Source organism: Kitasatospora sp. NPDC041917 (genome assembly GCF_055589745.1).
Map to the genome: position 1 here is coordinate 35481 of NZ_JBVJBI010000035.1, position 24725 is coordinate 60205.

Consider the following 24725-nt stretch of genomic DNA (forward strand, 5'->3'; position numbering starts at 1 on the left):
CCGAGTACCCGTACTCGGGCGGGGCCGCGGCGCGCGGGCGGAGGGGGTTCCGCCGTGCGTCCGGGCGGCGGCAGGCCGTCAGGCCGTCGGGGCGGTGGCGCCGGGCTCGGTGGCGCCGGGCTGGGTGGGCCGGAGCGGCGAACCGTCCAGGAGCGCCCGGGCCGGGCGCACCGCGCCGACCGGTTCGCCGTGTCCGAGGACGGGGACGACGGCCAGTTCGGCGAGGGTGTCGTCGGTGTCCACCGGGACGCCGAGCCGTCGCAGCGCGGCGGCCAGCACCACGGGACGGGCCCGGGTGGAGCCGTCCGCGATCTTGAGCGCGACGGTGGAGCCGTCGGGGAGCGCCAGGGCGTAGACCCCTTCCGCGCCGTCCTTGGCGACCGAGCCGGGAAGCGCGCGCATCAGGCGGGTCACGTCCCGACCGGTCCCGCCGACGTACTCGGCGTGCTGGTTCATCGCCCGGGCGACCCGCCGTTCCGGTGACCCGGCGGGGCCCGTCGCCAGTGCGGCGAAGGCCCGGGCCAGGCCGCGGTAGCCGATGGCGAACAGGGGGGCTCCGCAGCCGTCCACGCCGGTCGCGGCGACCTTCTCGCCGGCCAGGTCCTCGACGGTGTCCCGCAGGGCCCGCTGCAGGGGATGGCCGGGGTCGAGGTAGGTGGCCGTGTCCCAGCCGTTGGCGACGCAGGTGGCGAGCATCGCGGCGTGCTTGCCCGAGCAGTTCATCGTCAGCGGAGTGGGGCCGCCGCCGGCCGCCAGGTGGTCCCGCAGTGCGGCTTCCCCGATGGGCAGCGCGGCCGTGCACCGCAGAGCGCTGGTGTCGAGGCCGGCGCCCCCGAGGATCTCGCGGACGCCGTCGAGGTGGAAGGCCTCGCCGGAGTGGCTGGCGCAGGCCAGGGCCAGCAGTTCGCCGTCCAGGTCGAGTCCGGCACGCAGCATGCCGAGGGCCTGGAGCGGCTTGTTGGACGACCGGGGGTACATCGGGCGGTCGGTCTCGCCGACGCTCAGCACCGTCCGCCCGTCAGGACCGAGTGCGAGGACCGTCCCGTGGTGCACCGACTCCAGGAAGTCACCTCGCCACACCTCCGCCACCATCGCGTGCACAGCGCATTCCCCTCTCTTCGGCCCCACGGCCGAAAGGACGACTCGAAGTGTCAACAGTTATCACTTTAACGTGGTCCGCGCCGATGCCCCCGCCGGGTGCTGACATACTCGGACGCGGCCCTGTGCCACCGTCGGCCGCCGACGCCACGGCGCTCCGGCCCATCACCCCGGGCACACCCCCCGACCTGGCCGGACGACAGCGGCGGCCAGTCCCGAACGGACGGACACCACCCATGCCAGAGACCCTCCGGCGCGGCCTGGCGGGCCAGCTCGTGGGCACGCTCCGCGAGCGCGTCCTCACCGGCGAGATCCCGTCCGGAACCCGGATCAACGAGGTGGAGGTCGCCCGCGAGCTGGGCATCAGCAGGGGACCGCTGCGCGAGGCCATCCGGCAGCTCGTCAGCGAGGGCCTGCTCGTGCACGTGCCCAACAAGGGCGCCGTCGTCTTCGAGGCCGGCCCGCGGGAGGTCGAGGCCCTGTTCGAGCTGCGGTCCGCGCTGGAGACCGCCGCCGCGCGCCTGGCCGCCGAGCGGCGCGACCGCAAGGACGTCACGGCCCTGCGCCGGGCGTGCGAACAGTCGAGGAAGCTGATGACCGGGGGCCGCCGGTTCGCCCACCGCAGCAGTCTCGACTTCCACCAGGCGCTGCTCGACGCGGCCCGCAGCCCCCGGATCGCCGAACAGGTGGAGCGCGTGCACCAGCAGATCGCGGTGCTCCGCAGCCGGCACAACGTGCCGGCCTCGCACACCGAGGCCTCGATAACCGACCACGAGCACCTCGCGGAGGCCGTCGCCGAGGGCCGGGCCGACCGCGCCGCCGAGGTCATGGCCCGCCACCTCGACCGGGTCCGGGAGCAGATGATCGCGCACATGACGGAGCAGTGACGCCCAGCTGCCCAGCTGCCCAGCTGCCCAGCTGCCCAGCTGCCCACGGGCGACGGGCGACGGCCTCGGGTCGGGCCGGGCTACCGCGCCGCGACCGGCTCCCCGCTGTCCTGGTCGAGGTTGAACACCCGCCGATAGGAGTCGGTCACCACGGTGATCTGCTCCCGCCCGGTCCAGCTCGCCTCCACCAGCCGGGCGTCGCCCTGGTCCCTGCCGACGTCCGCCAGCGACCAGCGCCGGGCCGACCAGCCCTCACCGCTCTCCAGCAGCACCTGCCAGTGCTCGCCCGACTCCGGCCCGGTGGCGTACGAGCGGTGCACCACCACCAGGGCGCGCTCGGCCCCGGCCGGGGCGTCCTCCCGGCTGCGGGTCTCGGCCGCCGACACCTTGTGCGCGGCCACCACGCCGAGCAGGAACACCACCCCGGCGGTCACCGTGACGGTCCGGGTGGCCGTCCGCACCGCGGCGCGCAGGTCGCCCAGCCAGGCGGCCGCGATCAGCGCCGCCAGCGCGCCGCCGAGCAGCAGCTCCGGCCGGTTGAACAGGTCGGCCACCAGCATCCGCCCGCCCGACCGGCTCTCCCACTGCCCCTCGGTGTAGAGCAGCACGGCGGCCAGCCCGCCGGCCGCCAGCAGCCGGACCAGGACGCGCCTGGACCGGGACGTGCGTCGGTTCGTCGTCCCCCGGTTCATCGTCCCTCCGCCCCCGTTCCCCGTTCCCCCGTGGTCGCGGTCACAGCTCGGCGAGCAGCTTCCGGCCCTCCGGCCAGTCGCCCAGTCCGGAGTCGGAGTTGAGGTGCCCGTACGCGCCCGGCTCGACGTACCGGGCGCCCCAGGCGGCGGCGAACGCGCGGGCCCGCTCGGGGGAGACCCACGGGTCGTCGGTCGAGGAGACCACCACGGCCGGGAACGGCAAGGGCTCCAGCGCCACCGGGCGGAAGCCCACCAGCTCCGGGACCTCGGCGGTGTCGACGTCCGCCGGGGCCACCAGCAGCGCGCCCCGGACGGCGGCGGTCCGCCCGGCGGCGGCGGTGGCCGCCCAGTGGGCCGCCGTGACGCAGCCCAGGCTGTGGGCGACCAGTACCACCGGGCCCCGGGCGGCGGCCACCGCCGCGTCCACCCGGGCCACCCAGTCCGTCCGCTCCGGGTGGTCCCAGTCCGCCTGTTCGACCCGGCGGAAGGAGTCCGGCTCGGCCGCCTCCCAGCGGGTCTGCCAGTGCTCGGGGCCGGAGTTCTGGTAGCCGGGCAGGACGAGGTGGGTGGTGCGGTCGGGCATGGGCTTCTCCGGGAGGGGGACGGTCACAGGCAGCAGGAGTCTAGGACCCGGGCCGCCGGCCTCCGCAGCCGGGCGTCCCACCCGCGCGCACTCCCCGCAACCGGCGCACGCACGTCCGTATGCGCCGTTGCGCGCCCGGTGCGCCCCGTTGCCAACGGTGACCCCGGTACGGGAGGTTGGACCGGGCCCGGGCCGGCTGCCACCGCCCGGCGCCCGTACCCGACCTGAGGCTCGACCACGTGGAGGGATGTCGGCGATGACATCGAAGATCCTGCTCGTCACCGGGGACGCCGCCGAGTCACTGGAGGTGTTCTACCCGTACCAGCGGCTGCGCGAGGAGGGCTACCAGGTCGACATCGCGGCCCCGACGAAGAAGCGCCTCCAGTTCGTGGTGCACGACTTCGTCGAGGGGTTCGACACCTACACCGAGAAGCCCGGCTACACCTGGCCCGCCGACGTGGCCCTCGCCGACGTCGACCCGGCCGACTACGTGGCCCTGGTCATCCCCGGCGGCCGCGCCCCCGAGTACCTGCGCAACGACCCGGACGTGCAGCGGATCGCGCAGCACTTCTTCGCCGAGGACAAGCCCGTCGCCCAGATCTGCCACGGCCCGCTGATCACCGCCGCCGCCGGCGTGCTGAACGGCCGCCGCACCTCGGCCTACCCGGCGCTGGCCCCGGACATCAAGGCGGCGGGCGCCGAGTTCGTGGACGGCGAGGCCGTGGTGGACGGCACGGTCGTCTCGGCCCGCGCCTGGCCCGACCACCCGGGGTGGCTGCGCGCCTTCGTCGAGGTCCTGCGCACCAAGGCGCCGCTCGCCTGACGCGCCCCGGAGCCGTTCCGGCCGGCGTTCCCGGAGCCGTACCCCGAGCCGTCCCGGGGTACGGCTCCGGGGCCGTCCCGGGTTCGCTCCGGGTCGGACCCCGCCCCCAGGCCGAGGACCGGCGGCAGAAACCATGACAGGGTGTCAGAAGTCGGGGCCCGCACTCCGGGCCGCGCCGACTGGGAGGCCGCCGACGCCGCCCTCGCCGGGATGACCGACCCCGGCTACGCGACCTCCGCCCTCGACGCCCTGCTCGGCGGCCGCCTGCTGCGCCCGGCCGAACTCGCCGCCATGCAACAGACCACCGCCAACGGCGAGGGCCGGAGCTACGGCCTCGGCCTGCAGCGCCTGGACACCCCCTGCGGCTCCTTCTGGGGCCACGCCGGCGGCATCCCCGGCTACAGCACGATGATGCTTGGCTCGGCGGACGGCAGGCGCGAGTTCGCCGCGAACACCACCGTCTACGACGCCCCGGACGACGCCGCCAACGCCGCCTGGAACAAGGTGATCGAGACCGCGCTGTGCGGAGCCCGGCCGGTGGCCGCCGGAACCGACCTCGCCCGCACGGCGCCGTGACCGACCCCCTACGCTGACCGGCGGGCGAACGGCCCACCGTCACCAGGAGGACGAGACATGGCAGAGCCGCTGATCGCCGCCGTCGGGGGCAGGGTGCCCGCCGTCGACCCGGGCGCCTTCGTGGCGCCGAACGCCGTCGTGGTCGGGGACGTGACCGTCGCCGCCGGCGCCGGTGTCTGGTACGGCGCGGTGCTGCGCGGCGACGCCGAGTCGATCAGCGTCGGCGCGGGCAGCAACATCCAGGACAACTGCACCCTGCACGCCGACCCCGGCTTCCCGCTGGTGGTCGGCGAGCGGATCTCGGTCGGCCACAACGCCGTGCTGCACGGCTGCACCGTCGAGGACGACGTGCTGGTGGGCATGAACGCCACCGTGCTCAACGGCGCCCGGATCGGCACCGGCTCGCTGGTCGCGGCCGGCGCGGTGGTGCCGCAGGGCATGGTCGTCCCGCCCGGCTCACTGGTCGCCGGCGTCCCGGCCAGGGTCCGCCGGGAGCTGACCGAGGACGAGAAGGCGGGCATCAGGGCCAACGGCGCCGGCTACCAGCTGCTCGCCGAGGCCCACCGGGAGATATGAGGCCCACCGGGAGACACCGGGCCCGTGCTAGGCGGTGGTCATCGCGGCCGCCGCCGGTTCCGTCGCCACGGGGGCGGGCCGGCGGCGGTCGACCACCCAGGCGAGCACCGCGATCAGCGTCCCCGCGGCGGCCAGGACCGCGCCGACCAGCGTCGGGGCGGTCCAGCCGAGCCCGGCGTCCAGCGCCAGCCCGCCGAAGTACGCGCCCTGGGCGTTGGCCAGGTTGAAGGCGCCCTGGACCGTCGCCGAGGCGAGGGTCGGCGCGCTGCGCGCCTTCCGGAGCACCAGGGTCTGCACGGCCGGCACGATCGCGAAGCCGAACAGCCCGATCAGCACCACCGTGACGGCCGCCGACCAGCGGGCGTGCGCGGTCACCGCGAACAGTGCCAGGGTGGCGGAGAGCAGCACGAAGGCCGCGCACACGGTGGGCCGCAGCGCCCGGTCGGCGGCGAACCCGCCCAGCACGTTGCCGATCGTCATGCCGACGCCGAACAGTGCGAGCACCAGGGTCACCGAGCCGGTGGCGTAGCCGGAGACGTTGGTGAGCAGCGGGGCGATGTAGCTGTAGCAGGCGAAGAAGCCGCCGCAGCCGAACACCACGGTGGCCAGCGCCAGCCAGAGCTGCCCGCTGCGGAAGGCCCGCAGCTCGTTCCGGAGCCCGGACTGGCCGGGGGAGGGCAGCGCGGGCACCAGCCGGGCGATGGCGAGCGTCCCGGCGGCCGCGATCAGCACGACCACCAGCATGGTCGCCCGCCAGCCCAGGTGCTGGCCGAGCAGGGTCGCGGCCGGGACGCCGACGATGTTGGCGACGGTCAGGCCGGAGAACATCACGGCCACCGCCCGGGCCCGGCGGTCCGGTGCGACCAGCTCGGCCGCCGCCACCGCGCCCGCCCCGAAGAAGGCGCCGTGCGGCAGCCCGGTGATCAGCCGGGCGGCGGCCAGGGTCCAGAAGTCCGGCGCCACCGCGCACAGCAGGTTGCCGGTCGCGAACAGTCCGGCCAGCGCCACCAGCACCGCCTTGCGGGGCCGCCCGGCGGCCAGCGCGGTCAGCAGCGGCGCACCGACCACCACCCCCAGGGCGTACGCCGAGATCAGCCAGCCCGCCTGCGGGATGGAGACGTGGAGGCTGTCGGCGACCTGGGGGAGCAGCCCCATGGCGGCGAACTCGGTGGTTCCGATGGCGAACGCGGTGACGGCCAGCGCGAGCAGCGCGAGAGGCAAGGGGGTGACTCCGGAGTGATGCCGACGGACCGGGGAAGCGCGCGGCGGGAGGAAGGTGGAACGGAGGTGGGACGGCGGTGGGACGAATTCGTTCGTCCGGCATCCTAATCCGGCCGGATGACGGCGCTGTGAGGTGCGTGTGACGAAAGGGGGTCGCCGACACGGCTCCCGCGCGCGAGACTGGGAGCATGTGCCGCAACATCAAGACGCTGCGACCCCCCGTCACGCCCGACGCCGACGAGGAGGACTTCCACGCCGCCGCGCTCCAGTACGTCCGCAAGGTGTCCGGGTTCCGCGCCCCCGCGGCGCACAACCGGGAGGCCTTCGACCGGGCGGTGGAGGCGGTCGCGGAGGCCACCGCCCGGCTGCTCGCGGAGCTGGAGGTCCGCGGCCCGCACACGCGGGCCGCCGTGCCGGCCGAGGTCGCCGGGTAGGCAGGAGCAGGTGTGATGAAACCCGCCGAGCGTTACGCCCTCACCTTCCCCGGGACCCCGGGCACCCAGGCCCCGCAGGACGTCGTGGTGGTCACCCGCACCGACGCGAGCGGGCCGGGCGGCCACCCGGTGTACGAGGACGAGAGCGGCATCGTCCGGGCCGAGATCAGCGCCGCCGGCGAGGTCCGGATGCTCGCCAGCGGCGGCCACCAGAGTCCGCACGTGCCGGTGCATGCCCACCCGCTGACCTGACCGGCGCCCGCCCGGCCGCAGCCGGACCGCCCGGAACCGGGAAGGGGTGAGGCCGCCCGTGGTCGGGAACAATCGCCGTATGACCACAGCGAGTTGGCAGGGCGTCGTCATCGCCGAGAGCGACGACACCGTCGTCGTCGAGGGCAATCACTACTTCCCGGCCGAGGCGGTGCGCACCGAGTACCTGCGCCCCTCGGACACCACCACGGTGTGCGGCTGGAAGGGCACCGCCGGCTACCACACCCTGGAGGTGGACGGGCGGACCAACCCGGACGCCGCCTGGTTCTACGCCGACCCCGAGCCCGGGGCCGAGCACGTGCGCGGCCGGATCGCCTTCTGGCACGGGGTGGAGGTCGCCGAGTAGGCCCCCCAGGGCGGTGCCGTCGTCGCGAAAGGGGTACCGGGTTCCCATGGCAGTCTTCCGCAGGCCGGGCCGCTCCCGGCCGGCTCCCGAGCCCGATCTGAGCGAGCAGCTCGCCGAACTGGTCGAGGAGTCCGAGCAGCCCGTCGGCCCGGTCGCCGAGTACGCTGCGAAGCAGCGCGGCCGCGGCCGGGCCGTGGTGCTGCACACCGCCCGGCTGCTCGGCCACGGCGGGCGGGCCGCCGCCAGGGGAACGGCCAAGGGCGCCGCGTACGGCGGCCGGGCCCTGACCGAACAGCTGGTGCGGACCGCGCCCCGGATCCCGGTGCGCGACCTCGCCACCCTGCGGGCGCAGCACCCGGACGCGGCCTTCCCGGAGCAGCTGGCCGACCTGCTGGTCACCGGCGCCGTCCGGGCCTCCAGCGCGCTCGGCGCGGGCGTCGGCGCGGCGGCGATGCTGCCGGTGCCGCCCGCGATGCCGCTGGAGATCGCCGCCGAGACGCTCGCGGTGGCGGCCGTGGAGATCAAGCTGATCGCCGAGCTGCACGAGGTCTACGGCACTCCGGCGCAGGGCGGCGCCACCCAGCGGACCGGCGCCTACCTCGGCGCCTGGGCCAACCGCCGGGGGATCGACGCGAACCTGCTGGTGCGGCCCGCCGGCTTCGCCGCGCTGGCGATCAGCTCGGAGGTGCGCCAGCAGGTCCGCCGCCGGCTGACCCGCAGCTCGCTGCGCCACCTGCCGGCGGTGATACCGCTGCTGGTCGGCGCCGGCATCGGCGCGACCATGAACCGCCGCGACACCCGCCGGCTGGCCGGCGAGGTGCGGGCGGACCTGCGCGGGCGCCGCCCGGCGGACGGCGGCTACTGGGCCGAGGCCGCGCCGGTGCCGAAGGGCGGGGCGGTGCCGAAGGGCGGGGCGGTGGAGGCCGACGGGAAGGCTCCGTAGCGGCGAGGAGCAGGACGGCGCGCCCGGGACCGGTCCGGGGCGCGCCGTCGTCCTGCCGTTCCTCCTGGAGCTGCCGGGAGTGCCCCCACCGCAGTGGCTCCCTCCTCCGCCTTGCGATGCACGCACCCCAACGCCGCCCCGCCCGCCCTCCGGGCGGACGACGGGAGTTTGAAGACAGCCGCTACGGCTTCGGCGGGGCCGGGGCACCCGCGCCCCGGCCGGCCTTGACGCCGTTCACCATCGCCTGGTGGATCGCCCGCGCGGTGCTCTCGTCGTGTGCCGGCACCGGGCTGCCGGCGACCGTGTACCAGTCCAGCGCGCCGGTGTACTGGACGGTCAGCCTCGCCTCGCCGTCCACCCAGGTGGTGTGCACGGTGAGGTCGCCGGAGATGGGGCCGACCTCGGTGGTGGTCACCCCACCGGGGCCGCTGATGATCGATTGGGTGGTCCAGGTCGCCCACGACGTGCGCGGGTCCGCGGACGGCCGGGCCTGGCGGTTGCCTTGGTCGTGTTCGGTCATGCGCCTATCCTCCCCCGCGGGTGGCCCGCCGCCGGAGCAGCGACACCCGCGGTCACGGCGACCGCCCGGTCCCACCGGGCGGTCGAGTCGGTACGGCGGACGGTTCAGTCGGGTTGGCCGGGTTCGTCCAGCATGGGGGCGCCCTCCGCCTGGGAGGTGTCCTGCGCGTGCAGGTTCTGCATCGAGGGGATGCCCTCCTCGGGGTCCGCGGCGCGGACGTCCTCGTCGTCCTCGGTGCTCACCTTGGACCGGTCGCTCATGTCGGTCATCGCGGGCTCCGTCTCCTCGGCCGGTCCCGGCGCGCGGGGTCGCGGGCGCGGCAGGACCGGAGGTGTCTCTTCGCCCCTCCAGCCTGCCTCCGCCCCGGCGTCGGGGCCAGCCGGGTGACCCGGCGGGCCTCCGCGGGCCTCCGCGGACCTCGCCCGGACCTCGCCCGGTCGTCACCAGGCGACGGGCAGTGACCGCATGCCGTAGATGAACGAGTCGGTGCGGAACGCCAGCTCGTCGCGGGGGACGGTCAGCCGCAGCCCGGGCAGCCGCCGGAACAGCGTGGCCAGCGCGATCTGCAGTTCGGCGCGGGCGAGCGGCTGGCCGAGGCACTGGTGCACGCCGAAGCCGAAGGCCAGGTGCCGCCGGGCGTCCCGGTCCAGGTCCAGCTCGTCGACCGGCAGCCGGTCGGCGCCGCCGAACACCTCCTCGTCCCGGTTGGCGGTGGAGAGCATCGCGATCACGCCCTCCCCGGCGCGGACCGTGGTGCCGCCCAGTTCCACGTCCTCCAGGGCCAGCCGGGCCACCCCGGTGTGGACGATGGTGAGGTGGCGCAGCAGCTCCTCCACCGCGCCGGGCAGGGCGGCCGGGTCGGCCAGCCTGGCGATCTGCTCGGGCCGGTCCAGCAGCAGGGCGGTGGAGAGCGAGATCATGTTCGCGGTCGTCTCGTGCCCGGCGATCAGCAGCAGGATGCCGGTGCTGGCGACCTCGCGCGGGGTGAGGTCGTCCCGGACGGCGAGCCGGCTGATGATGTCGTCCCGCGGCTCCGCCCGCTTGCGGGTCGCCAGCCCCTCCAGGTACTCCAGCATCTCGTCCCGGGCCGCCAGGCGCTGCTCGATCGTTTTGGCGTTGCTGAGCAGCGTCCGGCCGACGCCCTGGAAGAACTCGTGGTCCTCGTAGGGGACGCCGAGCAGCAGGCAGATCACCAGGGAGGGGACGGGCAGCGCGAAGTCGGCGACCAGGTCGGCCTCGGTGCGGCCATCGGTCATGGCGTCCAGCGCCTCGTCCACGATCCGCTGGATGTCCGGGCGCATCGCCTGGACCCGTTTGACCAGGAAGTCCCCGGTGACCATGCGGCGCAGCCGGGCGTGCTCGGGGTCGTCCAGGTTCAGGAAGCTCGGGGTATCGGTGATCTGCTCCCGGTCGCCGGCGACCAGCAGCGGGAAGGAGGGGTGGCGTATGTCGGCGCTGAACCGGCGGTCGGACAGGATGGTGCGGACCTCGGCGTAGCCGGTGGCCAGCCAGCAGGAATCGCCGCCGGGCAGATCGCCGCGGGTCAGCGGGGCGCTCGCGGCGGCCTCGGTGTACGCGGGCGGCGGGCCGAACGGGCAGCCGGCGGAGTGCCGGGCCGGGAGCGGGACGGCGGGGACGGTGGGCGTGCTCGTCAAGGCGGGGTCTCCTTGCGTCGCGATGGTTCTCCGGTGGGGGTGGTGTGGTGACCGGACGTCGGTCAGGGGCGGGCCGGGGTGTCCGGAACGGCCCGGCCTCGGCCTCCCGGCCTACTCGGCCTGTGCGGGCCCGTCCTCGACCACGGTGATCGCACCGCCCGGGCAGAGCTGGGCGGCCAGTCTGAGATCGTCGAACTGGTCCGGCCGGAAGGAGGTCTGACGGAGTCTCACCAGGCTGTCGTGGTCGTCCTGGTCGAAGACCTCGGGAACGTTCGTGACGCACATCCCGGAGCTGCAGCAGCGGTCCCGGTCGACATTCACCCGCATGGTCGGGCACCTCTCGCCAGTGCGCCGCCGGCTGCCCGGCGGCCGCCTCTCGTTGTCATTGCCAACCTAACCGGCGCTGCTCCGTCCACGGAGGGCGCGGTGGCGGGATCACCGAGAATGGCCGATTCGGCTCCCGTCGGAGCCCCCGGGCGGTGAACCAGGTTTGAATTGACGCCGTGGTGACAAGTGCGCGCCCCGCAGCCACCGGCCCCTGAGCCGGCCCGGATCCGGCCCTTCGGCGGTGGCTCACCGGCCTTTCGGCGGTGGCTCACCGCCCTTCGCCAGCGGCTCACAGCCCCTCGGCGGCGGCGATCTCCCGTACGGTCGCGACGGTGTCGGCCTCGTCGGCGCTCTTGTCCGGCCGGTAGCGCACCACCCGGGCGAACCGCAGGGTGAGACCGGCCGGATAGCGGGAGCTGCGCTGCACCCCGTCGAAGGCGATCTCGACGACCAGTTCCGGTCGGACCCGCACCGTCCAGGCGTCCCGCCCGGTCTCCCGGGCCAGCAGTTCGGCGGTCTGCCGGGCGAGCGTCTCGTCGGTCAGGCCCTTGAAGGTCTTGCCGAGCATCACCCACGGGCCCAGCCCCGGTTCGCCCGCCGCCCGGGCGCCCAGGTGCAGGTTGCTGAGGAAGCCGCGCCGCCGCCCGCTGCCCCACTCGGCGGCCAGCACCACCAGGTCCAGGGTGTGCCGGGGCTTGACCTTGATCCAGCCCGCGCCGCGCCGCCCGGCCGCGTACGGGGCCGCCGGATCCTTCACCAGCACGCCCTCGTGGCCGAGCGCCAGCGTCTCCCGGAAGAAGGCCAGCGCCCGGTCGCGGTCCCCGGTCTCGACGCGGGCCGGCCGCAGGCCGTCCGGCACCGCCTCGGCCAGCGCCGCCCAGCGCTCCCGGCCGGGACGGTCCACCAGGTCCTCGCCGTCCCGGTGCAGCAGGTCGAAGAAGTAGGCGTCGAGCGGGACTTCGGCACGCAGCCGGTGCGGCTCCCGCCGGGAGGCGGTGCGTGCGGCGGTCTCCTGGAACGGGCGCGGCCGGCCGTCCGGGCCGAGCGCGATCGCCTCACCGTCCAGCACCGCCGAGCGCAGCGGCAGCGCCAGCGCGGCCTCGGTCACCTCGGGGACGCGGGCGGTGATGTCCTCCAGGCCGCGGGTGAACACCGCGACCTCCCCGCCCTCCCGGTGCACCTGCACCCGGACGCCGTCCAGCTTCCACTCCACCGCGGCCGGGCCGGTGCGCTCCAGCGCGGTGGCCACGTCCGGCGCCGAGGCGGCCAGCATCGGCCGCACCGCCCGTCCCACGTCCAGCCGGAACGCCGCGAGCGCCGGCTGCCCACCGGTCAGCGCGGCCTGCGCCACCGCGCGGGCCGACCCCCGGAACATCAACGCCCGCCGCACCGCCGCCGCCGGCACCCCGGCCGCCCGCGCCACGGCGTCCCCCACCACCGCGTCCAGCGCCCCCTGCCGCAGGTCCCCGACCAGCACCGCCCGCAGGAACCCCTGTTCCACGGCGGTCGCCCGCGCGAACAGCCTGTGCAACAAGCGCCGCCGCTCCGCCTGGGCCCCCGTCCCGTGCACCCCCGCGATCAGCTCCAGTTCCCGCTCCACCTCCCGGACGCCGAGCGAGGCCTCCGCCGCCGGCTCCGGCAGCCCCCGCAGCGCCGCGGGCCCGATGCCGGTCCGCAGCCGCTGCGACTCCCCGGACAGCAGGGCGACCGCCGCCGCCCCCTCCACCGGCCCAAGGCCCCGCAGACAACCGGCCAACAACTCCGTCTTCGCCCGCCGTCCGGCCTCCGCCGCCACCTCCCGCGACACCGATGCCAGCCGCAGCAACCCCGCCACAGCACCACCTCCACCCCCCTCAGCATCCGCCCCGGCCGCCGGCCCCGCACCACGGCCGGCGCCCCTCCCGGCGCCCCTCCCGCGCGGCACCGAGCGCCCGTCGCCGCAAGGCGCCGCGATGGCGCAGGGGGCGGGTGCTCTTGGCCGGGCCGGTGATCAGCGACGGGGCGACGGGGCGTCATGCTGAGGGCCCGCACCACCTTCCGAGTGATGGAGACCGAGATGAGCGACACCCCCACGACCCGCTGGAGCGTCGGCGCGCCCGAGGCCGGTGACTTCGCGGCCTGGCGCGAACTGTTCCGTGGGTACGGCGACTTCTACCGGGTCCCGGTTCCGGAGGAGAAGGCCGAGCTGGTCTGGTCCTGGCTGATGGACCCGGGGCACGAGGTGGCGGGGCTCCTGGTGCGGGACGGCGACGGTAGGCCGGTCGGCCTCGCGCACTACCGGCCGTTCGCGCGACCTCTGCACGGGGCCGTCGGGTGCTTCCTGGACGATCTGTTCGTGGCGCCCGAGGTCCGGGGCGGCGGCGCGGTGGACGCGCTGTTGGGCCGGCTGCGGGAAATCGCGGCGGAACGCGGCTGGAACACCGTCCGCTGGATCACCTCCGAGGACAATTACCGGGCCCGCGGAAAATACGACAAGGTCGCCGTACGGACCAGGTTCCTCACCTACGACATGGCCCCGGAGGCACCGGTCGACTGAGGCCGCGGCCCGACCGCCGGACATTCGTTCGGAGTTTCTGTTATCGGCGCCCGGCCGGGAGGTCTCCCATGTGTCGACACCCGACCAGTCGACCCGGAACAGAAAGCGTGGCCACGTGAACAGCGACGACAGGACGACCATCCTCCCGGCGAGCGGAGGCGGCGCCGGCAGCGACAGCGGGAGTGGAGCCGGCGGCCGCTCCGGCGGCCGGGCGGCACGGCGGGCTGCCGAGCGGCACACCGGGCGGGGCCGGCGGGCGCGTCGGCGCGGCGGGATCGTGCCGGTCACCGCGGTCGTCGCGGCCGTGGCCGGCACCGGGCTGTTCGCCGCGCTGGCCGGCGCGGGCTACGCGGCGTACGGCGGCAAGCAGACCGACCGGGACACGGCGGGCCAGTCGCTCTCCGCCGACATGCTGATCTCCGCGGAGCTGGGCACGCGCGAGGGCATCCAGGTGCCCGGCGCCGGCGGGACGAACCCGGACGTCCTTCCCCCGGCCACCCCCACCGCCACCGACCCGGCGGCCGTTCCGAGCACCTCGCTCACGCCGACCTCGACCGCTCCGGCCTCCCCGGCGGCCGCGGCCACCGCCGCCCCGAACGCCGCGCCCACCCCCGTGGCCTCCGCGCCCAAGGCGGCCTCGGACGCCGCCCGGGCCGCCACCGGCGGCTTCCCGTTCCCGCCCAAGCGGCCCACCGTGGCCCCGCCGGCGGGCGGCGGCGCGGCTCCGTCGTACGCCCAGCAGGTCGTGGACCTGGTCAACGTCGAGCGCAGCAAGGCCGGCTGCGGGCCGGTCAGCGCGGAGCCCCGGCTGACGAGCGCCGCCCAGGCGCACAGCAACGACATGGCCGACCGCAACTACTTCGACCACGCCAGCCCCGAGGGTTACCACGCCGACCACCGGATCGAGGCGGCCGGCTACAGCTGGAGCACCTGGGGCGAGAACATCGCCCGCGGCCAGAAGGGCCCGGCCGACGTGATGAACTCCTGGATGAACAGCCCCGGCCACCGGGCCAACATCCTCAACTGCTCGTTCAAGCAGCTCGGCGTGGGCGTGCGGCCGGGCGCCAACGGTCCGTGGTGGACCCAGGTGTTCGCGTCCCCGGCGTGAATCGGCCCGGCCTGGTCCGCTCCGGTCCGGTCCGGGCTCAGGCTCGGGCCGAGTAGTCCGGACCGATTTTCCGATTCCGTGCACATTGTTGTTATCTGATCACTCCACACGGGTCTCCGAGGAGGCAGCGGCGGACGGATACACGGCAAGACGGAGTGCGGACCATGAACGCTGATGTGCAGAACAGGACCGGGACCACCCTGGTGCTAGCGGCGCAGGCAGGTGACCGGCAGGCCCAGGAGGCGCTGGTCGCGGCCTGGCTGCCGCTCGTCTACAACGTGGCCGGCCGCGCCCTCGGCGGCCACGCCGACGTGGACGACGTCGCGCAGGAGACCATGATCCGCGCCCTGGACGGCCTGGACGGGCTCCGCGACCCCGAGTCCTTCCGGTCCTGGCTGGTCGCCATCACCATGAACCAGGTGCGCCGTCGGCACGCCGCCGGCCAGCAGCAGCCGACCGTCGGCGGGCTGGACGAGACCTGGGAGGTCGCCGACCCCCGGGCCGACTTCACGGACCTCACCATCCTGCGCCTCGGCCTGTCCGGCCAGCGCCGCGAGGTGGCCGAGGCCACCCGCTGGCTGGACCCGGACGACCGGGAGCTGCTCGCCCTCTGGTGGCTGGAGGCCGCCGGCGAACTGACCCGGGCCGAACTCGCCGACGCCCTCGACCTGAGCCCGCAGCACACCGCCGTGCGCGTACAGCGGATGAAGAAGCAGCTCGAAGCGGGCCGCATCGTCGTCCGCGCGCTCTGTGCCTACCCCCGCTGCCCCGGACTGACCGAGCTCACCGCGGGGTTCGACGGCACCCCGAACTCGGTCTGGCGCAAGCGCATAGCCCGCCACATCCGCGACTGCGCCGACTGCGACGGCCTCGGCCGGGACCTCTTCCCGGCGGAGGGACTGCTGGCCGGCCTCGCCCTGGTGCCGATCCCGCTCGACTGGCCCGTGCTGCTGCACTTCCAGCACACCGCGGCCGCCGTCGTCTCCTCGGCGGCCGCCACCGGAACGGGAGCCTCCACCGGAGCGGGGGCCGGGGCTCACGCCGGTGCCGGGGCGCATGCGGGAGGGCACGGCGGCTGGGCCGGCACCGCGGCCCGCAAGGCCGTCCTGGCGAGCGGGGCGGCCGCGGCGGTCGCGGTGACCACCCTGGCCCTGGTCTGGCCGCAGGCCGAACCCCCGCAGCCGACGGCACCCGAGCCCACCGCTCCGGCCGCGGCACCGGACACGCCGACGGCCGCCGCCGCACCCGCTGCCGTCGCCCCCGAGCCGACCCCGCTGCCCGCGGAGAGCCCGGCGGCGACGGCGACGTCCGCACCGACGCCCACCGCGACCCGCACCGCCGCCGCGACACCGCAGCCCAACCCGGAACGCCAGCTGGTGGACCTGGTCAACGCCGAACGCGCCAGGGCGGGTTGCGCCCCGCTGCGGATCGACCCCCGGCTGCACGGCACGGCCCAGAAGCACGCGGACGACATGGCCACCCGCGGCTTCTTCGACCACGTCAACCCGGAGGGCGTCCGCACCGAGGCCCGGATCACCGCCGCCGGCTACCGCTGGTCCCAGTGGGGCGAGAACCTCGACCGGGGCCCGACCACCCCGGCCGCCGTCTTCGCCCGCTGGATGGACGGCGGAATCCACCAGTCCAACATGCTCGACTGCGGATTCAAGGACATCGGCGTCGGCTTCGCCACCAGCTCCGCCGGCACCCCCTACTGGACCCAGGACCTCGGAGCCCCGATGTCCTGAACCGTGTCCGTGACCGTGTCCGTGACCGTGTCCGGTGCGGTGGGCGCCGGCGCCGGACTACGCGGGAGTGGCCGCCACCAGGCCGTTCGCCGACCCGGTCACATAGCCGGTGGCCTCCCCGAGGACGCCACCCGCGTCACCGACCTGCCCGGGCACCACGTCCGGAGCGCTGCTCAGCGGCCCGGGCAGTCCCTCCTGCCCGCCCACGGCACTGGCGTGCGCACTCGGTGCGGTGAGGGAGGCCACGACACCAACGGCGAGCGAGGCAACGGCGAGCATGCTGCGCTTCTTCATGGCCGGTCCAACGACGCTGCGCCGGAAGGGTTACGGCCCGGACCCGCCCGCGGGCCCGCGGCAGGGGTGTCCGGAAAGGTTGGACGGCCCGCGAACCGACCGGGACTCTGCCGGGCGGCGGGCGGGCCGTGGGAACCACCATGGCCCCACCCGCCCCTGCCGGTCAGGGGCGCGTACGGTGCGACCGGACGCACGGCGGCGCGCCGGGCGTGCACCAGCAGCCCCAGCCGCGCCGTCAGAGCGTTCCGGAGCCCCGCGCCACCCCGGGCCCGCCCGCCCCTGCGGCCCCACGGTCCCAGGCCGAGGGCCCGGGAACCGCCACCCCCGCAGCGCCCGGCGCGGCCGGAACCGCCGGCACCGCCCCCGCCGGGCCGACCGGGCCCACCACCCAGTCCGGATGCCCCGGCATCGGCGGTGTCCGCAGCCCGTACAGCCAGTCGTGGAGGAAGCCGCGCAGGTCCTGCCCGGACACCGCGGAGGCCGTCCGCACGTAGTCCTCGGTGCTCGCGTTCCCGTACCGGTGGGTGCCCAGGAAGGTGCGCTCGATCCGGTCGAAGGCCTCCGCCCCGACCTTCTCCCGCAGCGCGAACAGCACCAGCGCGCCGCCGGTGTACCGCTGGCTGTCGAAGAGGTCGGCGGCGGTGGGGGAGGCGACCGGCCCGGAGTCGTGCCGCCACTGGTCGCCCAGCCCGTAGACGTAGCGCATCCGGTCGACCAGCGTGGTGTGGCCCCAGACGTCCGGCCACCCGCGCTCGTAGCGGTACATCAGCCCGTAGAAGTCGGCGTGGCCCTCGTTGAGCCAGAGGTCGGACCATCGGGCGGGGGAGACGCTGTTGCCGAACCAGGAGTGGACCAGCTCGTGCATCATGTGCGAGCCGATCGCCGGCTCCCCCTGCCGCAGGAAGTTCGGCTTGTACAGGGTGAGCGTCTGGGTCTCCAGACCGGTGAAGGCGAACGCGGCCGGGTCGTCCGTGTTGACCGGCAGGATCCCGTACACCTCGAACGGGAACCGCCCCAGGTGGGCTTCCGCCCACACGAGCTGGCCGGGGGTGAGGGCGAGCGCGGGCTCCAGCTCGGCGGCGCGGGCGGTCGGCACGACGTCGCGCAGGGGCAGGCCGTGCGGGCCGGTGCGCTCGCGCACGGTGTAGTCGCCGACCGAGACCTGGACGAGTTCGGTGGCCATCGGCTCGCGGGAGACGTACCGGCGGGTGGTGCGGCCGTCGCCCAGCCGCTCGGTGGCCGTCAACTCGCCGTTGGCCACGCCGAGGAGAGCGTCCGGGGCGGTCACCGCGATGGTGAACCGGGCCTTGTCGCCCGGGTGGTCGTTGCACGGGAAGACGGTGTGCGCGCTGTGGGGCTGGCCGGCCACCGCGAAGCCGTCCGGGGTGGGGACCCAGCCGGTGTGCGGCAGCGCGGCACGGGGATCGGCGCTGTACTCGACGGTGAGCCGGGTGACGGCGCCCGGCAGGAACGGCCCGGCCGGGGTGACCGTCAGCTTCTCGTCGTGGGCCGCGAAGTCCGCCGGCCGTCCGTCGACCCGGACGCTGCGCACGGTCAGCCCGAGCGCGTCCAGCTCCAGCCGGGCGAGGGCGCGGTCCGGCCGTACGGTGATCACGGCCGTGCCGTCCACCGTCCTGGTCCCGGCCCGGTAGTCGAAGGCCAGGTCGTACCCGAGCGCCCGGTACCCGGTGTTCCCGAGCGAGGGGAAGACCGGATCGCCCGGCTCGTCGGCGGCGCCGGCCGTCGGCACGCTCGCGGAGAGCACGACCGCGCTGAGCACGAGCGAGGGAAGGAGACCGGCGCGGGGCCTGAACAAGGGTGATCACCGCACTTCACGACCGGGAGCGGGGGAGAGGGCGGGAGCCGCCGGAACGGGGAGCCCGGCCACGGATGCTAGTGGACCGTCGCGGCGGCCCGGGAGCGATCGGTGCGCTTCGACGACACACCGTGGTCCCCCGGACGGCCCAGGGTGATGGCGCGGCCGCCGCACGCGGTCTATCGTGAGGAGTGCATCGTCCCCTGACGGACGATCCACGGCCGTCGGAAAACCTGGCCAGGTCCGGCGGCCGTACTCTGTTGCCCCGGCACCGCGTGCCCGGCCGCACCCCGTAGGCTGGCGGCTCTGACGACGCCCGCGTACCGGATGCCAGGAGCCGCCGTGACCAGCCCAGCTTCACCCGTTCTGGTGATCGGCGAGTGCGTGGCCGACATCGTCCGATCGGGTGCGGCGCCGGACCGGGTGCACCCCGGCGGCAGCCCCGCGAACGTCGCCTACGGCCTGGCCCGGCTGGGCCGCCCGGCCGTGCTGCTCACCGAACTGGGGCCGGACGCCAACGGCCGGCTGATCCGGCGGCACCTGGAGTCGGCGGGTGTGCGGGTGCGGGCGGCCGAGGTCGCCCGGACGCCCTCGGCGGTGGTGGAACTGGACGGGCAGGGGCGGGCCCGCTACACCTTCGACATCCGCTGGACGCTCCCGCCGACCGAACTGGCCGAGCCGCCCGCCGCGATCCACCTCGGCTCGATCGCGGCGGTCACCGAGCCCGGCGCGGGCTCGGTGCTGGCGCTGGTCGAGCGCTGGCGCGGGCGGGCGTGGATCAGCTACGACCCGAACGTGCGCCCGGCGCTGATGGGCGACCGGGCCGAGTCCGTCCGACGGGTCGAGCGCTGGGTGGCGCTGAGCGACCTGGTCAAGGCCAGCGACGAGGACCTCGCCTGGCTCTACCCGGGCGAGCCGCCCGAGGCGGTGGCCGAGCGCTGGCTGGCCCTCGGCCCGGCCGTGGTCGCGGTCACCCTCGGGGCCGAGGGCGCGTTCGCCCGTACCGCAGGGGGCGGACACGCCGAGGCCGTGGCCCTCCCGGTGCCGGTCGCCGACACCGTCGGTGCCGGCGACTCCTTCATGGCCGCCTTCCTGCACGCCCGTACGGCCGGCGCCGACCTCGCGGTCTGCCTCACCCACGGGGTGACGGCGGCCGCGCTGACCGTCGCCCGCCCGGGCGCCAACCCGCCCTCGGCGGCCGAACTCGCGGCCGCCCTGACGGACGGGCCGCCGTCCCACGCCCCGGCGAGTGCCGGGTAGCCGGGCCCAACCCGCCTACCGCGCAAGGGCGGTGAGGTCCTTTCCGTACCAGATCTCGGCGTACGGACCGCTGCTGTAGGCGGGGATCTCCCGGTACCCGTTGCGCAGGTAGAGCGCGCGGGCCTCGGCCAGGTCGAGGCGGGTGTCGAGGACGATCCGGTCCGCGCCCAGGGAGCGGGCGGCCCGGTCGACGGCGGCCAGCAGTTCGGCGCCGCCGCCGGTGCCGCGCAGGCCGGGGCGGACGAAGACGCGGGTGAGTTCGGCGGTGGTGGCGTCGAGCCGCCGCAGGCCGGCGCAGGAGTGGGCGACGCCGTCGTGACGGCCGATCAGGAAGAGGCCGTCCGGGGCGGCGAGGTCGTCGCTGGGGGAGCCGGCCAGGCCGGACTCCAGCTCCTCGGGGGTGCCCTCCCGGTCGAAGTGCAGGCGGTAGTAGCGGTTGGCCACGTCGTCGTAGTACTCGCGCAGCAGGTCCAGGGCCTCGGGGGCGGTCACGTCGGCGGTGGCGACGGTCCAGGGGCCGGAGCTGCGGGGCGCGGTGTTGGTCATGGGCGCATGATCCACTTCATGGCGCCGCCCCCGCAATCGGTTTTCCCGGCGGCCCGGCCCGACCGCCCCGCTCCACCCCGGTCGCCCGGCCGATCGGCCGTCCGGTCGGCCGCCGCCCGGGGCAAAGGAACGGCAAGGCTCCGGTGCGTCGTTGCCCCGCGCGGGTGACGTGGGGATTGGCGGTGGTGCGCGGCGGGGGAGCAGTGCAGCTATGAACAGACCATCAGGTTGTCGTATTAGTGCGGATCTGAGGGGGAATCAGCAGCGCCGGAGCGGCGTACGGACCGGCCTGCTGGCCACCGTCTGCCTCTCCGCCGTCCTCGCCGGCTGCGCCGGTCCGGCCGCTCCCGCCCGACCGAAGCCCGCCCCGGCCGCCGACGCGAACGCGGCGCCCGCCGCCGAAGCCGCCGCGGCTCCGGGAGGTGCCGCGGCGGCACAGGCCGCCGAGGGTCCCGCCCGCGCGGGCGCCCCGCCCGTGGAGCGGCCGCAGCTGCCGGGCCTGGCCCGCAAGGAGGAGCAGAGCGGCAGCGAGGCCACGGCCCGTCAGGAGGTGGCCGCCCGCGCCGCGGTGGAGACCGCGCAGCGCTGGGGCCTGGAACGCCCGCCCCTGAAGGCCCCGCCGCGCCCGGCGACCAGGCCCGCGCTCACCCCGGGGCAGGGCGTCACGCTCGCGGAGGGCCGCCCGCCCGTCGTCTACCGGGTCCCGACCGACGACAAGGTGGTCTTCCTGACCGTCGACGACGGCGCCGAGAAGGACCCGGAGTTCTCCCGGATGGCCGAGGAGCTGGGCATCCCGCTCAGCACGTACGTCTCCGACTACCTCGCCCGCGAGAACTACGGCTACTTCCGGGACCTCCACGCCCAGGGCGTGGAGATCAACAACCACACGATCAACCACCGCAACCTCAAGGTGCTGGACTACGAGACCCAGCGCCAGGAGATCTGCAACCAGCAGGACCAGCTGGAGCAGCAGATCGGTGTCCGCCCCCGGCTGTTCCGTCCGCCGTACGGCGAGTACAACGACGACACCCTGCGCGCTGCGGCCTCCTGCGGGGTGGAGGCGGTGCCGTTGTGGAACGAGGAGGCCTTCCCGGACCACATGGAATGGCGCTACGACGACCAGCAGCTGCATCCGGGCGACATCATCCTGACCCACTTCCGGGGCACCGACATCTGGAAGGCCTCCATGCCGGACCTGCTGCGCAAGGTCGTCAACGACGTCACCGCGCAGGGCTTCGCCCTGGCCCGGCTGGACGACTACCTGTAGCACCTGTCGGCCGGGGCCACCCGGCCCGCGGCCACCCGGCGGCCGCGGGCCGGGTGGCTCGGGGGTGGGCGGTGGCTCGGGGGCGGGCGGCTCAGCCGAGCGAGAGGGCGTCGAGGTACACCCAGGCGCCCTCGTGCCGCACGAAGCGGCTGTTCTCGGTGAGCACGCCCTCCTCGCCGCCCTCGGTCCAGTGGGCCCGGAAGGCGACCGTGCCCTGCGCGTGGAACGCGCCGCCCTCGGTGGTGGCGACCACCTCCAGCGCGGTCCAGCGCAGCCCCGGGTCGAAGTCGACCTCCGCGGGCCGGGTGTCCGGGTGCCAGGTGCGCAGCAGGTACGCCTCGTCCTGCGCGGCGAAGGCGCTGAACCGGGAGCGCATCAGGGACTCGGCGGTGGTGGCCGTCGACTGACCCCGGTGCAGCCGGCCGCAGCAGTCGCCGTAGCCGGCGGAGAGGCCGCACGGGCAGGGGGAGGAGGGCAGCAGCCGCGGCGCTGCGGCGCGGGGAGCGGAACGACGTCGGGACATGCCGTCCATTGTCCCCCACGCGTCGGACGTCTCCCCGGCCACCCCGCGCACGGCGGGAACGGGCCCGCCCCCGGGCGCACCGGGGGCGGGCCCGTCCGTGTCACCCGGAGGTCCGTCCCCGCGGACCCGGCCGGCCCTTCGTCGCGGGCTCCACCGTCCGGCAAGAATCGCGCGGGTTGTGGCGAGCCGCCCGCCACCTGCTGTTCGTCGCTGATAGTAGTTGCCTGGTCGCGGAGCGATCCCCGTCAGGAGCCCGTCCCCCGCAGGCTTCTCCGGCGGGCCGCCTTACAACGTACGGAGCGGTCATGGGTGGCAGACAGCGTCCGCCGAGAGTGCGGACCCCTCGCCGGGGCAGGCCCGCCGGCGCCCGCCCCCGGGTGAACTCCCGGGCGGAGTTCGCCCGCATCGAGGGTTTCCTGGCCTGGGAGGCGGAGGTCGCGGCGGCCGAGCGGGACGCCCGCGCGTTCGCCGCGCAGTTCCCGTGGCTGCCGGCGGCGGAGCGGGAGAGCCTCGAACAGGCCTACGCCGCCGATCGGTTGCGCTACGCCGAGGAGGTCGTCGACCGCGCGGTCGAGCGCTGCCGCCGGCTGGCCGCCCGGTACCGCGTCGAGTGCCGCCGGATCTGCGCCCGCTGGGCGGCGCTCTGCCTCTCCGTCACCGTGACGGCGGCGCTGTTCGCCGTCGTCCCGGCCGTTCTGCGCGGCTGAGCGGTCCGGTCCCGCCGCCGTCGGCGGGACCGGGCACGACGAGGGCCCGCCGCACCGTTGCCGGCGCGGCGGGCCCTCGTCGTGCCGGGGAATCAGTGGTGGCCGTGGCCGCTGCTGATCTCCTCGTGCTCCTCGACGGTGGGCTTGGCGATCTGGCTGCCCTTGCCGTAGAAGCCGCGGGAGAGCTTCACCCGGGTGCGGGTCCACAGCCCGGTCTTGCGGGCCACCCCGTTCTCGTCCACCTCGGGCGGCAGCTCGGAGGGCCGGGGCTGGTCGTGCGCGGTGAGGGTGTAGAGCCGGCCCTGCGGCAGCGGGGCGTGGATCTCGACGAACTCGCCGTGCTGGAGCCGGTTGATGACGCCGGTCTCCCGGCCGTGCAGCACCTTCTCCTTGTCCCGCCGCTGGAGGCCCAGGCACCACCGCTTGGTGATCACGAAGACGACCACCGGCACGGTGAAGAAGCCGATCCGCACCGCGTAGGTGATCGCGTTGATCGAGAGCTGGAAGTGGGTGGCCAGCAGGTCGTTGCCGCCGCCGGCCAGCAGGAGCAGGTAGAGGCCGATCCAGGCCGCGCCGAAGGCGGTGCGGACCGGGGCGTTGCGCGGCCGGTCGGCGATGTGGTGCTCGCCCCGGTCCCCGGTGATCCAGGCCTCCAGGAAGGGGTAGCCCCAGACGACCATCAGCACGAGCGGGAAGACCATCAGCGGGATGAACACCCCGAGGTTGAGGGTGTGGCCGCCCCAGACGCTGATCTCCCAGCCGGGCATCACGCGGATCAGGCCCTCGGAGAAGCCCATGTACCAGTCCGGCTGGGCGTCGGTGGAGACCTGGTCCGGACGGTACGGCCCGTACGCCCAGATCGGGTTGACCGTGGCGATCGCGGACATCACCGCGACCACGCCGAAGACCAGGAAGAAGAAGCCGCCCGCCTTGGCCGTGTAGACCGGCAGCAGCGGCATGCCGACCACGTTCCGGTTGGTCCGGCCGGGCCCGGCGAACTGGGTGTGCTTGTGGTAGAAGACCAGGATCAGGTGTGCCGCGAGCAGGCCCACCATGATGCCCGGGATCAGCAGGACGTGGACGGTGAACAGCCGGGGGATGATCTCGGTGCCCGGGAACTCGCCGCCGAACATGAAGAACTGCAGGTACGACCCGACGATCGGGACGGCGAGGATGGCACCCTCCATGAAGCGGATGCCGGTGCCGGAGAGCAGGTCGTCCGGCAGCGAGTAGCCCATGAAGCCGTCGAACATGCCGAGGATCAGCAGCAGCGCGCCGAAGACCCAGTTGATCTCGCGCGGCTTGCGGAACGCGCCGGTGAAGAAGACGCGCATCATGTGCGTCAGCATCGCGGCGACGAAGACGATGGCCGCCCAGTGGTGGATCTGGCGCATCAGCAGGCCGCCGCGCACGTCGAAGCTGATCCTGAGCGTCGAGGAGTAGGCCTCGGACATCGCGATGCCCCTGAGCGGGACGTACGTCCCCTCGTAGACGACCTCGCCCATGCTCGGGGTGAAGAACATGGTCAGCCAGACGCCGGTGAGGATGATGATGACGAAGGTGTAGAGCGCGATCTCACCCAGCATGAAGGACCAGTGGTCGGGAAAGATCTTGCGCAGATTGGACTTGGCCAGGGAGTAGATGCCCAGTCGGCCGTCGGTCCAGTCGGCCAGGGCCTCGGCCTTGTTGGTGGGGTCGGCGCGCGTGCTGGTCACCGGTCCCGGCTGCGACTGCTGGTCGGTTCTCACGACGGGCTCCCCGGCGTCCTCGGCGTGCCGTGCTGGAGGCCCGCCGGCGGGAACACCGGCCGGCGAAGTGTTGTGATCATGGGACCTCTCGATACGGGCCCGCCGGCCGGACCGGCGCGCGGACCAGGTGTTCCACTGGACCCGTTGCTCAGGGTGATGGAGCGCTTACTCTGTCATGCTGTCGGCAGGGGGCCGACTGTGCACGTCCATCGGCCCGTCCGGCC

Annotated in this window: 28 protein-coding genes; 14 read left to right on the top strand and 14 right to left on the bottom strand. The window is 74.9% G+C overall.

The window, feature by feature from the left end; all coding sequences use genetic code 11:
• Positions 1-78: 78 nt before the first annotated feature.
• Positions 79-1092 carry an asparaginase gene (locus tag ACZ6EM_RS30890; protein ID WP_465773790.1) on the bottom strand — a complete coding sequence of 338 codons (1014 nt, stop codon included), beginning with the start codon at positions 1090-1092 and terminating at the stop codon, positions 79-81.
• Between the two features lie 242 nt (positions 1093-1334).
• Here ACZ6EM_RS30890 and ACZ6EM_RS30895 point away from each other — a divergent pair, with 242 nt between their 5' ends.
• Complete coding sequence (locus tag ACZ6EM_RS30895; RefSeq protein ID WP_380551557.1) at positions 1335-1985, top strand: GntR family transcriptional regulator; 651 nt, start codon at positions 1335-1337, stop codon at positions 1983-1985.
• An 80-nt stretch (positions 1986-2065) separates the two neighbouring features.
• Here ACZ6EM_RS30895 and ACZ6EM_RS30900 read toward each other — a convergent pair whose 3' ends face one another.
• Both ACZ6EM_RS30900 and ACZ6EM_RS30905 read right to left on the bottom strand, forming a co-directional pair.
• On the bottom strand, positions 2066-2677 hold the full coding sequence (locus ACZ6EM_RS30900; protein ID WP_452179842.1) for a hypothetical protein: 612 nt from the start codon (positions 2675-2677) through the stop codon (positions 2066-2068).
• 40 nt (positions 2678-2717) lie between these two features.
• Positions 2718-3287 carry an RBBP9/YdeN family alpha/beta hydrolase gene (locus ACZ6EM_RS30905; RefSeq protein WP_452179843.1) on the bottom strand — a complete coding sequence of 190 codons (570 nt, stop codon included), beginning with the start codon at positions 3285-3287 and terminating at the stop codon, positions 2718-2720.
• 229 nt (positions 3288-3516) lie between these two features.
• Here ACZ6EM_RS30905 and ACZ6EM_RS30910 point away from each other — a divergent pair, with 229 nt between their 5' ends.
• The 3 genes from ACZ6EM_RS30910 to ACZ6EM_RS30920 all read left to right on the top strand — a co-directional run bounded on the left by ACZ6EM_RS30910 (position 3517) and on the right by ACZ6EM_RS30920 (position 5235).
• The gene (locus ACZ6EM_RS30910; protein ID WP_359912504.1) at positions 3517-4083 is read left to right on the top strand and encodes a DJ-1/PfpI family protein; all 567 of its coding nucleotides are present in this window, start codon (positions 3517-3519) and stop codon (positions 4081-4083) included.
• 141 nt (positions 4084-4224) lie between these two features.
• A complete protein-coding gene (locus ACZ6EM_RS30915) occupies positions 4225-4659 on the top strand; it encodes a hypothetical protein (protein ID WP_465773764.1) in 435 nt (144 codons plus the stop codon).
• A gap of 57 nt (positions 4660-4716) precedes the next feature.
• A complete protein-coding gene (locus ACZ6EM_RS30920; protein ID WP_359912510.1) occupies positions 4717-5235 on the top strand; it encodes a gamma carbonic anhydrase family protein in 519 nt (172 codons plus the stop codon).
• A 27-nt stretch (positions 5236-5262) separates the two neighbouring features.
• Here ACZ6EM_RS30920 and ACZ6EM_RS30925 read toward each other — a convergent pair whose 3' ends face one another.
• Positions 5263-6456 (bottom strand): MFS transporter, encoded by a 1194-nt coding sequence (locus ACZ6EM_RS30925; protein ID WP_465773765.1) that lies wholly within the window; start codon positions 6454-6456, stop codon positions 5263-5265.
• Positions 6457-6644: 188 nt separating this feature from the next.
• Here ACZ6EM_RS30925 and ACZ6EM_RS30930 point away from each other — a divergent pair, with 188 nt between their 5' ends.
• The 4 genes from ACZ6EM_RS30930 to ACZ6EM_RS30945 all read left to right on the top strand — a co-directional run bounded on the left by ACZ6EM_RS30930 (position 6645) and on the right by ACZ6EM_RS30945 (position 8449).
• A complete protein-coding gene (locus tag ACZ6EM_RS30930; protein ID WP_401051092.1) occupies positions 6645-6890 on the top strand; it encodes a DUF2277 domain-containing protein in 246 nt (81 codons plus the stop codon).
• Between the two features lie 15 nt (positions 6891-6905).
• Positions 6906-7142, top strand: coding sequence for a DUF6296 family protein (locus ACZ6EM_RS30935; RefSeq protein WP_380554301.1), 237 nt, complete (start codon positions 6906-6908; stop codon positions 7140-7142).
• A gap of 79 nt (positions 7143-7221) precedes the next feature.
• The gene (locus ACZ6EM_RS30940; protein WP_359912522.1) at positions 7222-7506 is read left to right on the top strand and encodes a DUF427 domain-containing protein; all 285 of its coding nucleotides are present in this window, start codon (positions 7222-7224) and stop codon (positions 7504-7506) included.
• A gap of 46 nt (positions 7507-7552) precedes the next feature.
• On the top strand, positions 7553-8449 hold the full coding sequence (locus ACZ6EM_RS30945) for a hypothetical protein (RefSeq protein ID WP_465773766.1): 897 nt from the start codon (positions 7553-7555) through the stop codon (positions 8447-8449).
• Between the two features lie 181 nt (positions 8450-8630).
• Here the strand turns inward: ACZ6EM_RS30945 and ACZ6EM_RS30950 are convergent, their stop codons facing one another.
• The 5 genes from ACZ6EM_RS30950 to ACZ6EM_RS30970 all read right to left on the bottom strand — a co-directional run bounded on the left by ACZ6EM_RS30950 (position 8631) and on the right by ACZ6EM_RS30970 (position 12785).
• The gene (locus tag ACZ6EM_RS30950) at positions 8631-8969 is read right to left on the bottom strand and encodes a hypothetical protein (protein ID WP_380553229.1); all 339 of its coding nucleotides are present in this window, start codon (positions 8967-8969) and stop codon (positions 8631-8633) included.
• 104 nt (positions 8970-9073) lie between these two features.
• Positions 9074-9238, bottom strand: a complete 165-nt coding sequence (locus ACZ6EM_RS30955; protein WP_401051087.1) for a hypothetical protein — start codon at positions 9236-9238, stop codon at positions 9074-9076.
• Positions 9239-9409: 171 nt separating this feature from the next.
• The gene (locus ACZ6EM_RS30960) at positions 9410-10624 is read right to left on the bottom strand and encodes a cytochrome P450 (protein ID WP_452179846.1); all 1215 of its coding nucleotides are present in this window, start codon (positions 10622-10624) and stop codon (positions 9410-9412) included.
• A 111-nt stretch (positions 10625-10735) separates the two neighbouring features.
• A complete protein-coding gene (locus ACZ6EM_RS30965; RefSeq protein WP_359908818.1) occupies positions 10736-10951 on the bottom strand; it encodes a ferredoxin in 216 nt (71 codons plus the stop codon).
• Between the two features lie 289 nt (positions 10952-11240).
• Positions 11241-12785 (bottom strand): ATP-dependent DNA ligase, encoded by a 1545-nt coding sequence (locus ACZ6EM_RS30970; protein WP_465773767.1) that lies wholly within the window; start codon positions 12783-12785, stop codon positions 11241-11243.
• A 222-nt stretch (positions 12786-13007) separates the two neighbouring features.
• On the opposite strand from ACZ6EM_RS30970, the gene ACZ6EM_RS30975 reads away from it, so the two are divergent.
• The 3 genes from ACZ6EM_RS30975 to ACZ6EM_RS30985 all read left to right on the top strand — a co-directional run bounded on the left by ACZ6EM_RS30975 (position 13008) and on the right by ACZ6EM_RS30985 (position 16340).
• Entirely contained in the window at positions 13008-13487 is a 480-nt protein-coding gene (locus ACZ6EM_RS30975; RefSeq protein ID WP_401054078.1) for a GNAT family N-acetyltransferase, read from the top strand.
• A gap of 115 nt (positions 13488-13602) precedes the next feature.
• Positions 13603-14595 (top strand): CAP domain-containing protein, encoded by a 993-nt coding sequence (locus ACZ6EM_RS30980; protein WP_465773768.1) that lies wholly within the window; start codon positions 13603-13605, stop codon positions 14593-14595.
• 164 nt (positions 14596-14759) lie between these two features.
• Positions 14760-16340: a sigma-70 family RNA polymerase sigma factor gene (locus ACZ6EM_RS30985; protein WP_401054081.1), complete on the top strand. Its 1581-nt coding sequence runs from the start codon at positions 14760-14762 to the stop codon at positions 16338-16340.
• A gap of 57 nt (positions 16341-16397) precedes the next feature.
• Here the strand turns inward: ACZ6EM_RS30985 and ACZ6EM_RS30990 are convergent, their stop codons facing one another.
• Complete coding sequence (locus ACZ6EM_RS30990; protein WP_380553209.1) at positions 16398-16634, bottom strand: hypothetical protein; 237 nt, start codon at positions 16632-16634, stop codon at positions 16398-16400.
• A 235-nt stretch (positions 16635-16869) separates the two neighbouring features.
• Positions 16870-18414 carry a M1 family metallopeptidase gene (locus ACZ6EM_RS30995; RefSeq protein ID WP_465773769.1) on the bottom strand — a complete coding sequence of 515 codons (1545 nt, stop codon included), beginning with the start codon at positions 18412-18414 and terminating at the stop codon, positions 16870-16872.
• 378 nt (positions 18415-18792) lie between these two features.
• Here ACZ6EM_RS30995 and ACZ6EM_RS31000 point away from each other — a divergent pair, with 378 nt between their 5' ends.
• A complete protein-coding gene (locus tag ACZ6EM_RS31000; protein WP_465773770.1) occupies positions 18793-19710 on the top strand; it encodes a carbohydrate kinase family protein in 918 nt (305 codons plus the stop codon).
• 15 nt (positions 19711-19725) lie between these two features.
• On the opposite strand, the gene ACZ6EM_RS31005 is transcribed toward ACZ6EM_RS31000, so the two are convergent.
• Positions 19726-20256, bottom strand: a complete 531-nt coding sequence (locus tag ACZ6EM_RS31005) for a GNAT family N-acetyltransferase (protein ID WP_401046951.1) — start codon at positions 20254-20256, stop codon at positions 19726-19728.
• Positions 20257-20467: 211 nt separating this feature from the next.
• Between ACZ6EM_RS31005 and ACZ6EM_RS31010 the strand changes: the two genes are divergently transcribed.
• Positions 20468-21523, top strand: a complete 1056-nt coding sequence (locus ACZ6EM_RS31010) for a polysaccharide deacetylase family protein (protein ID WP_465773771.1) — start codon at positions 20468-20470, stop codon at positions 21521-21523.
• A gap of 91 nt (positions 21524-21614) precedes the next feature.
• Here the strand turns inward: ACZ6EM_RS31010 and ACZ6EM_RS31015 are convergent, their stop codons facing one another.
• Positions 21615-22046, bottom strand: a complete 432-nt coding sequence (locus ACZ6EM_RS31015) for a YchJ family protein (protein ID WP_359908792.1) — start codon at positions 22044-22046, stop codon at positions 21615-21617.
• Between the two features lie 332 nt (positions 22047-22378).
• On the opposite strand from ACZ6EM_RS31015, the gene ACZ6EM_RS31020 reads away from it, so the two are divergent.
• A complete protein-coding gene (locus ACZ6EM_RS31020; protein ID WP_359908789.1) occupies positions 22379-22753 on the top strand; it encodes a cytochrome C oxidase subunit I in 375 nt (124 codons plus the stop codon).
• Between the two features lie 92 nt (positions 22754-22845).
• On the opposite strand, the gene qcrB is transcribed toward ACZ6EM_RS31020, so the two are convergent.
• Positions 22846-24468 (bottom strand): cytochrome bc1 complex cytochrome b subunit, encoded by a 1623-nt coding sequence (qcrB, locus tag ACZ6EM_RS31025; RefSeq protein ID WP_465773791.1) that lies wholly within the window; start codon positions 24466-24468, stop codon positions 22846-22848.
• Between the last annotated feature and the right edge of the window lie 257 nt (positions 24469-24725).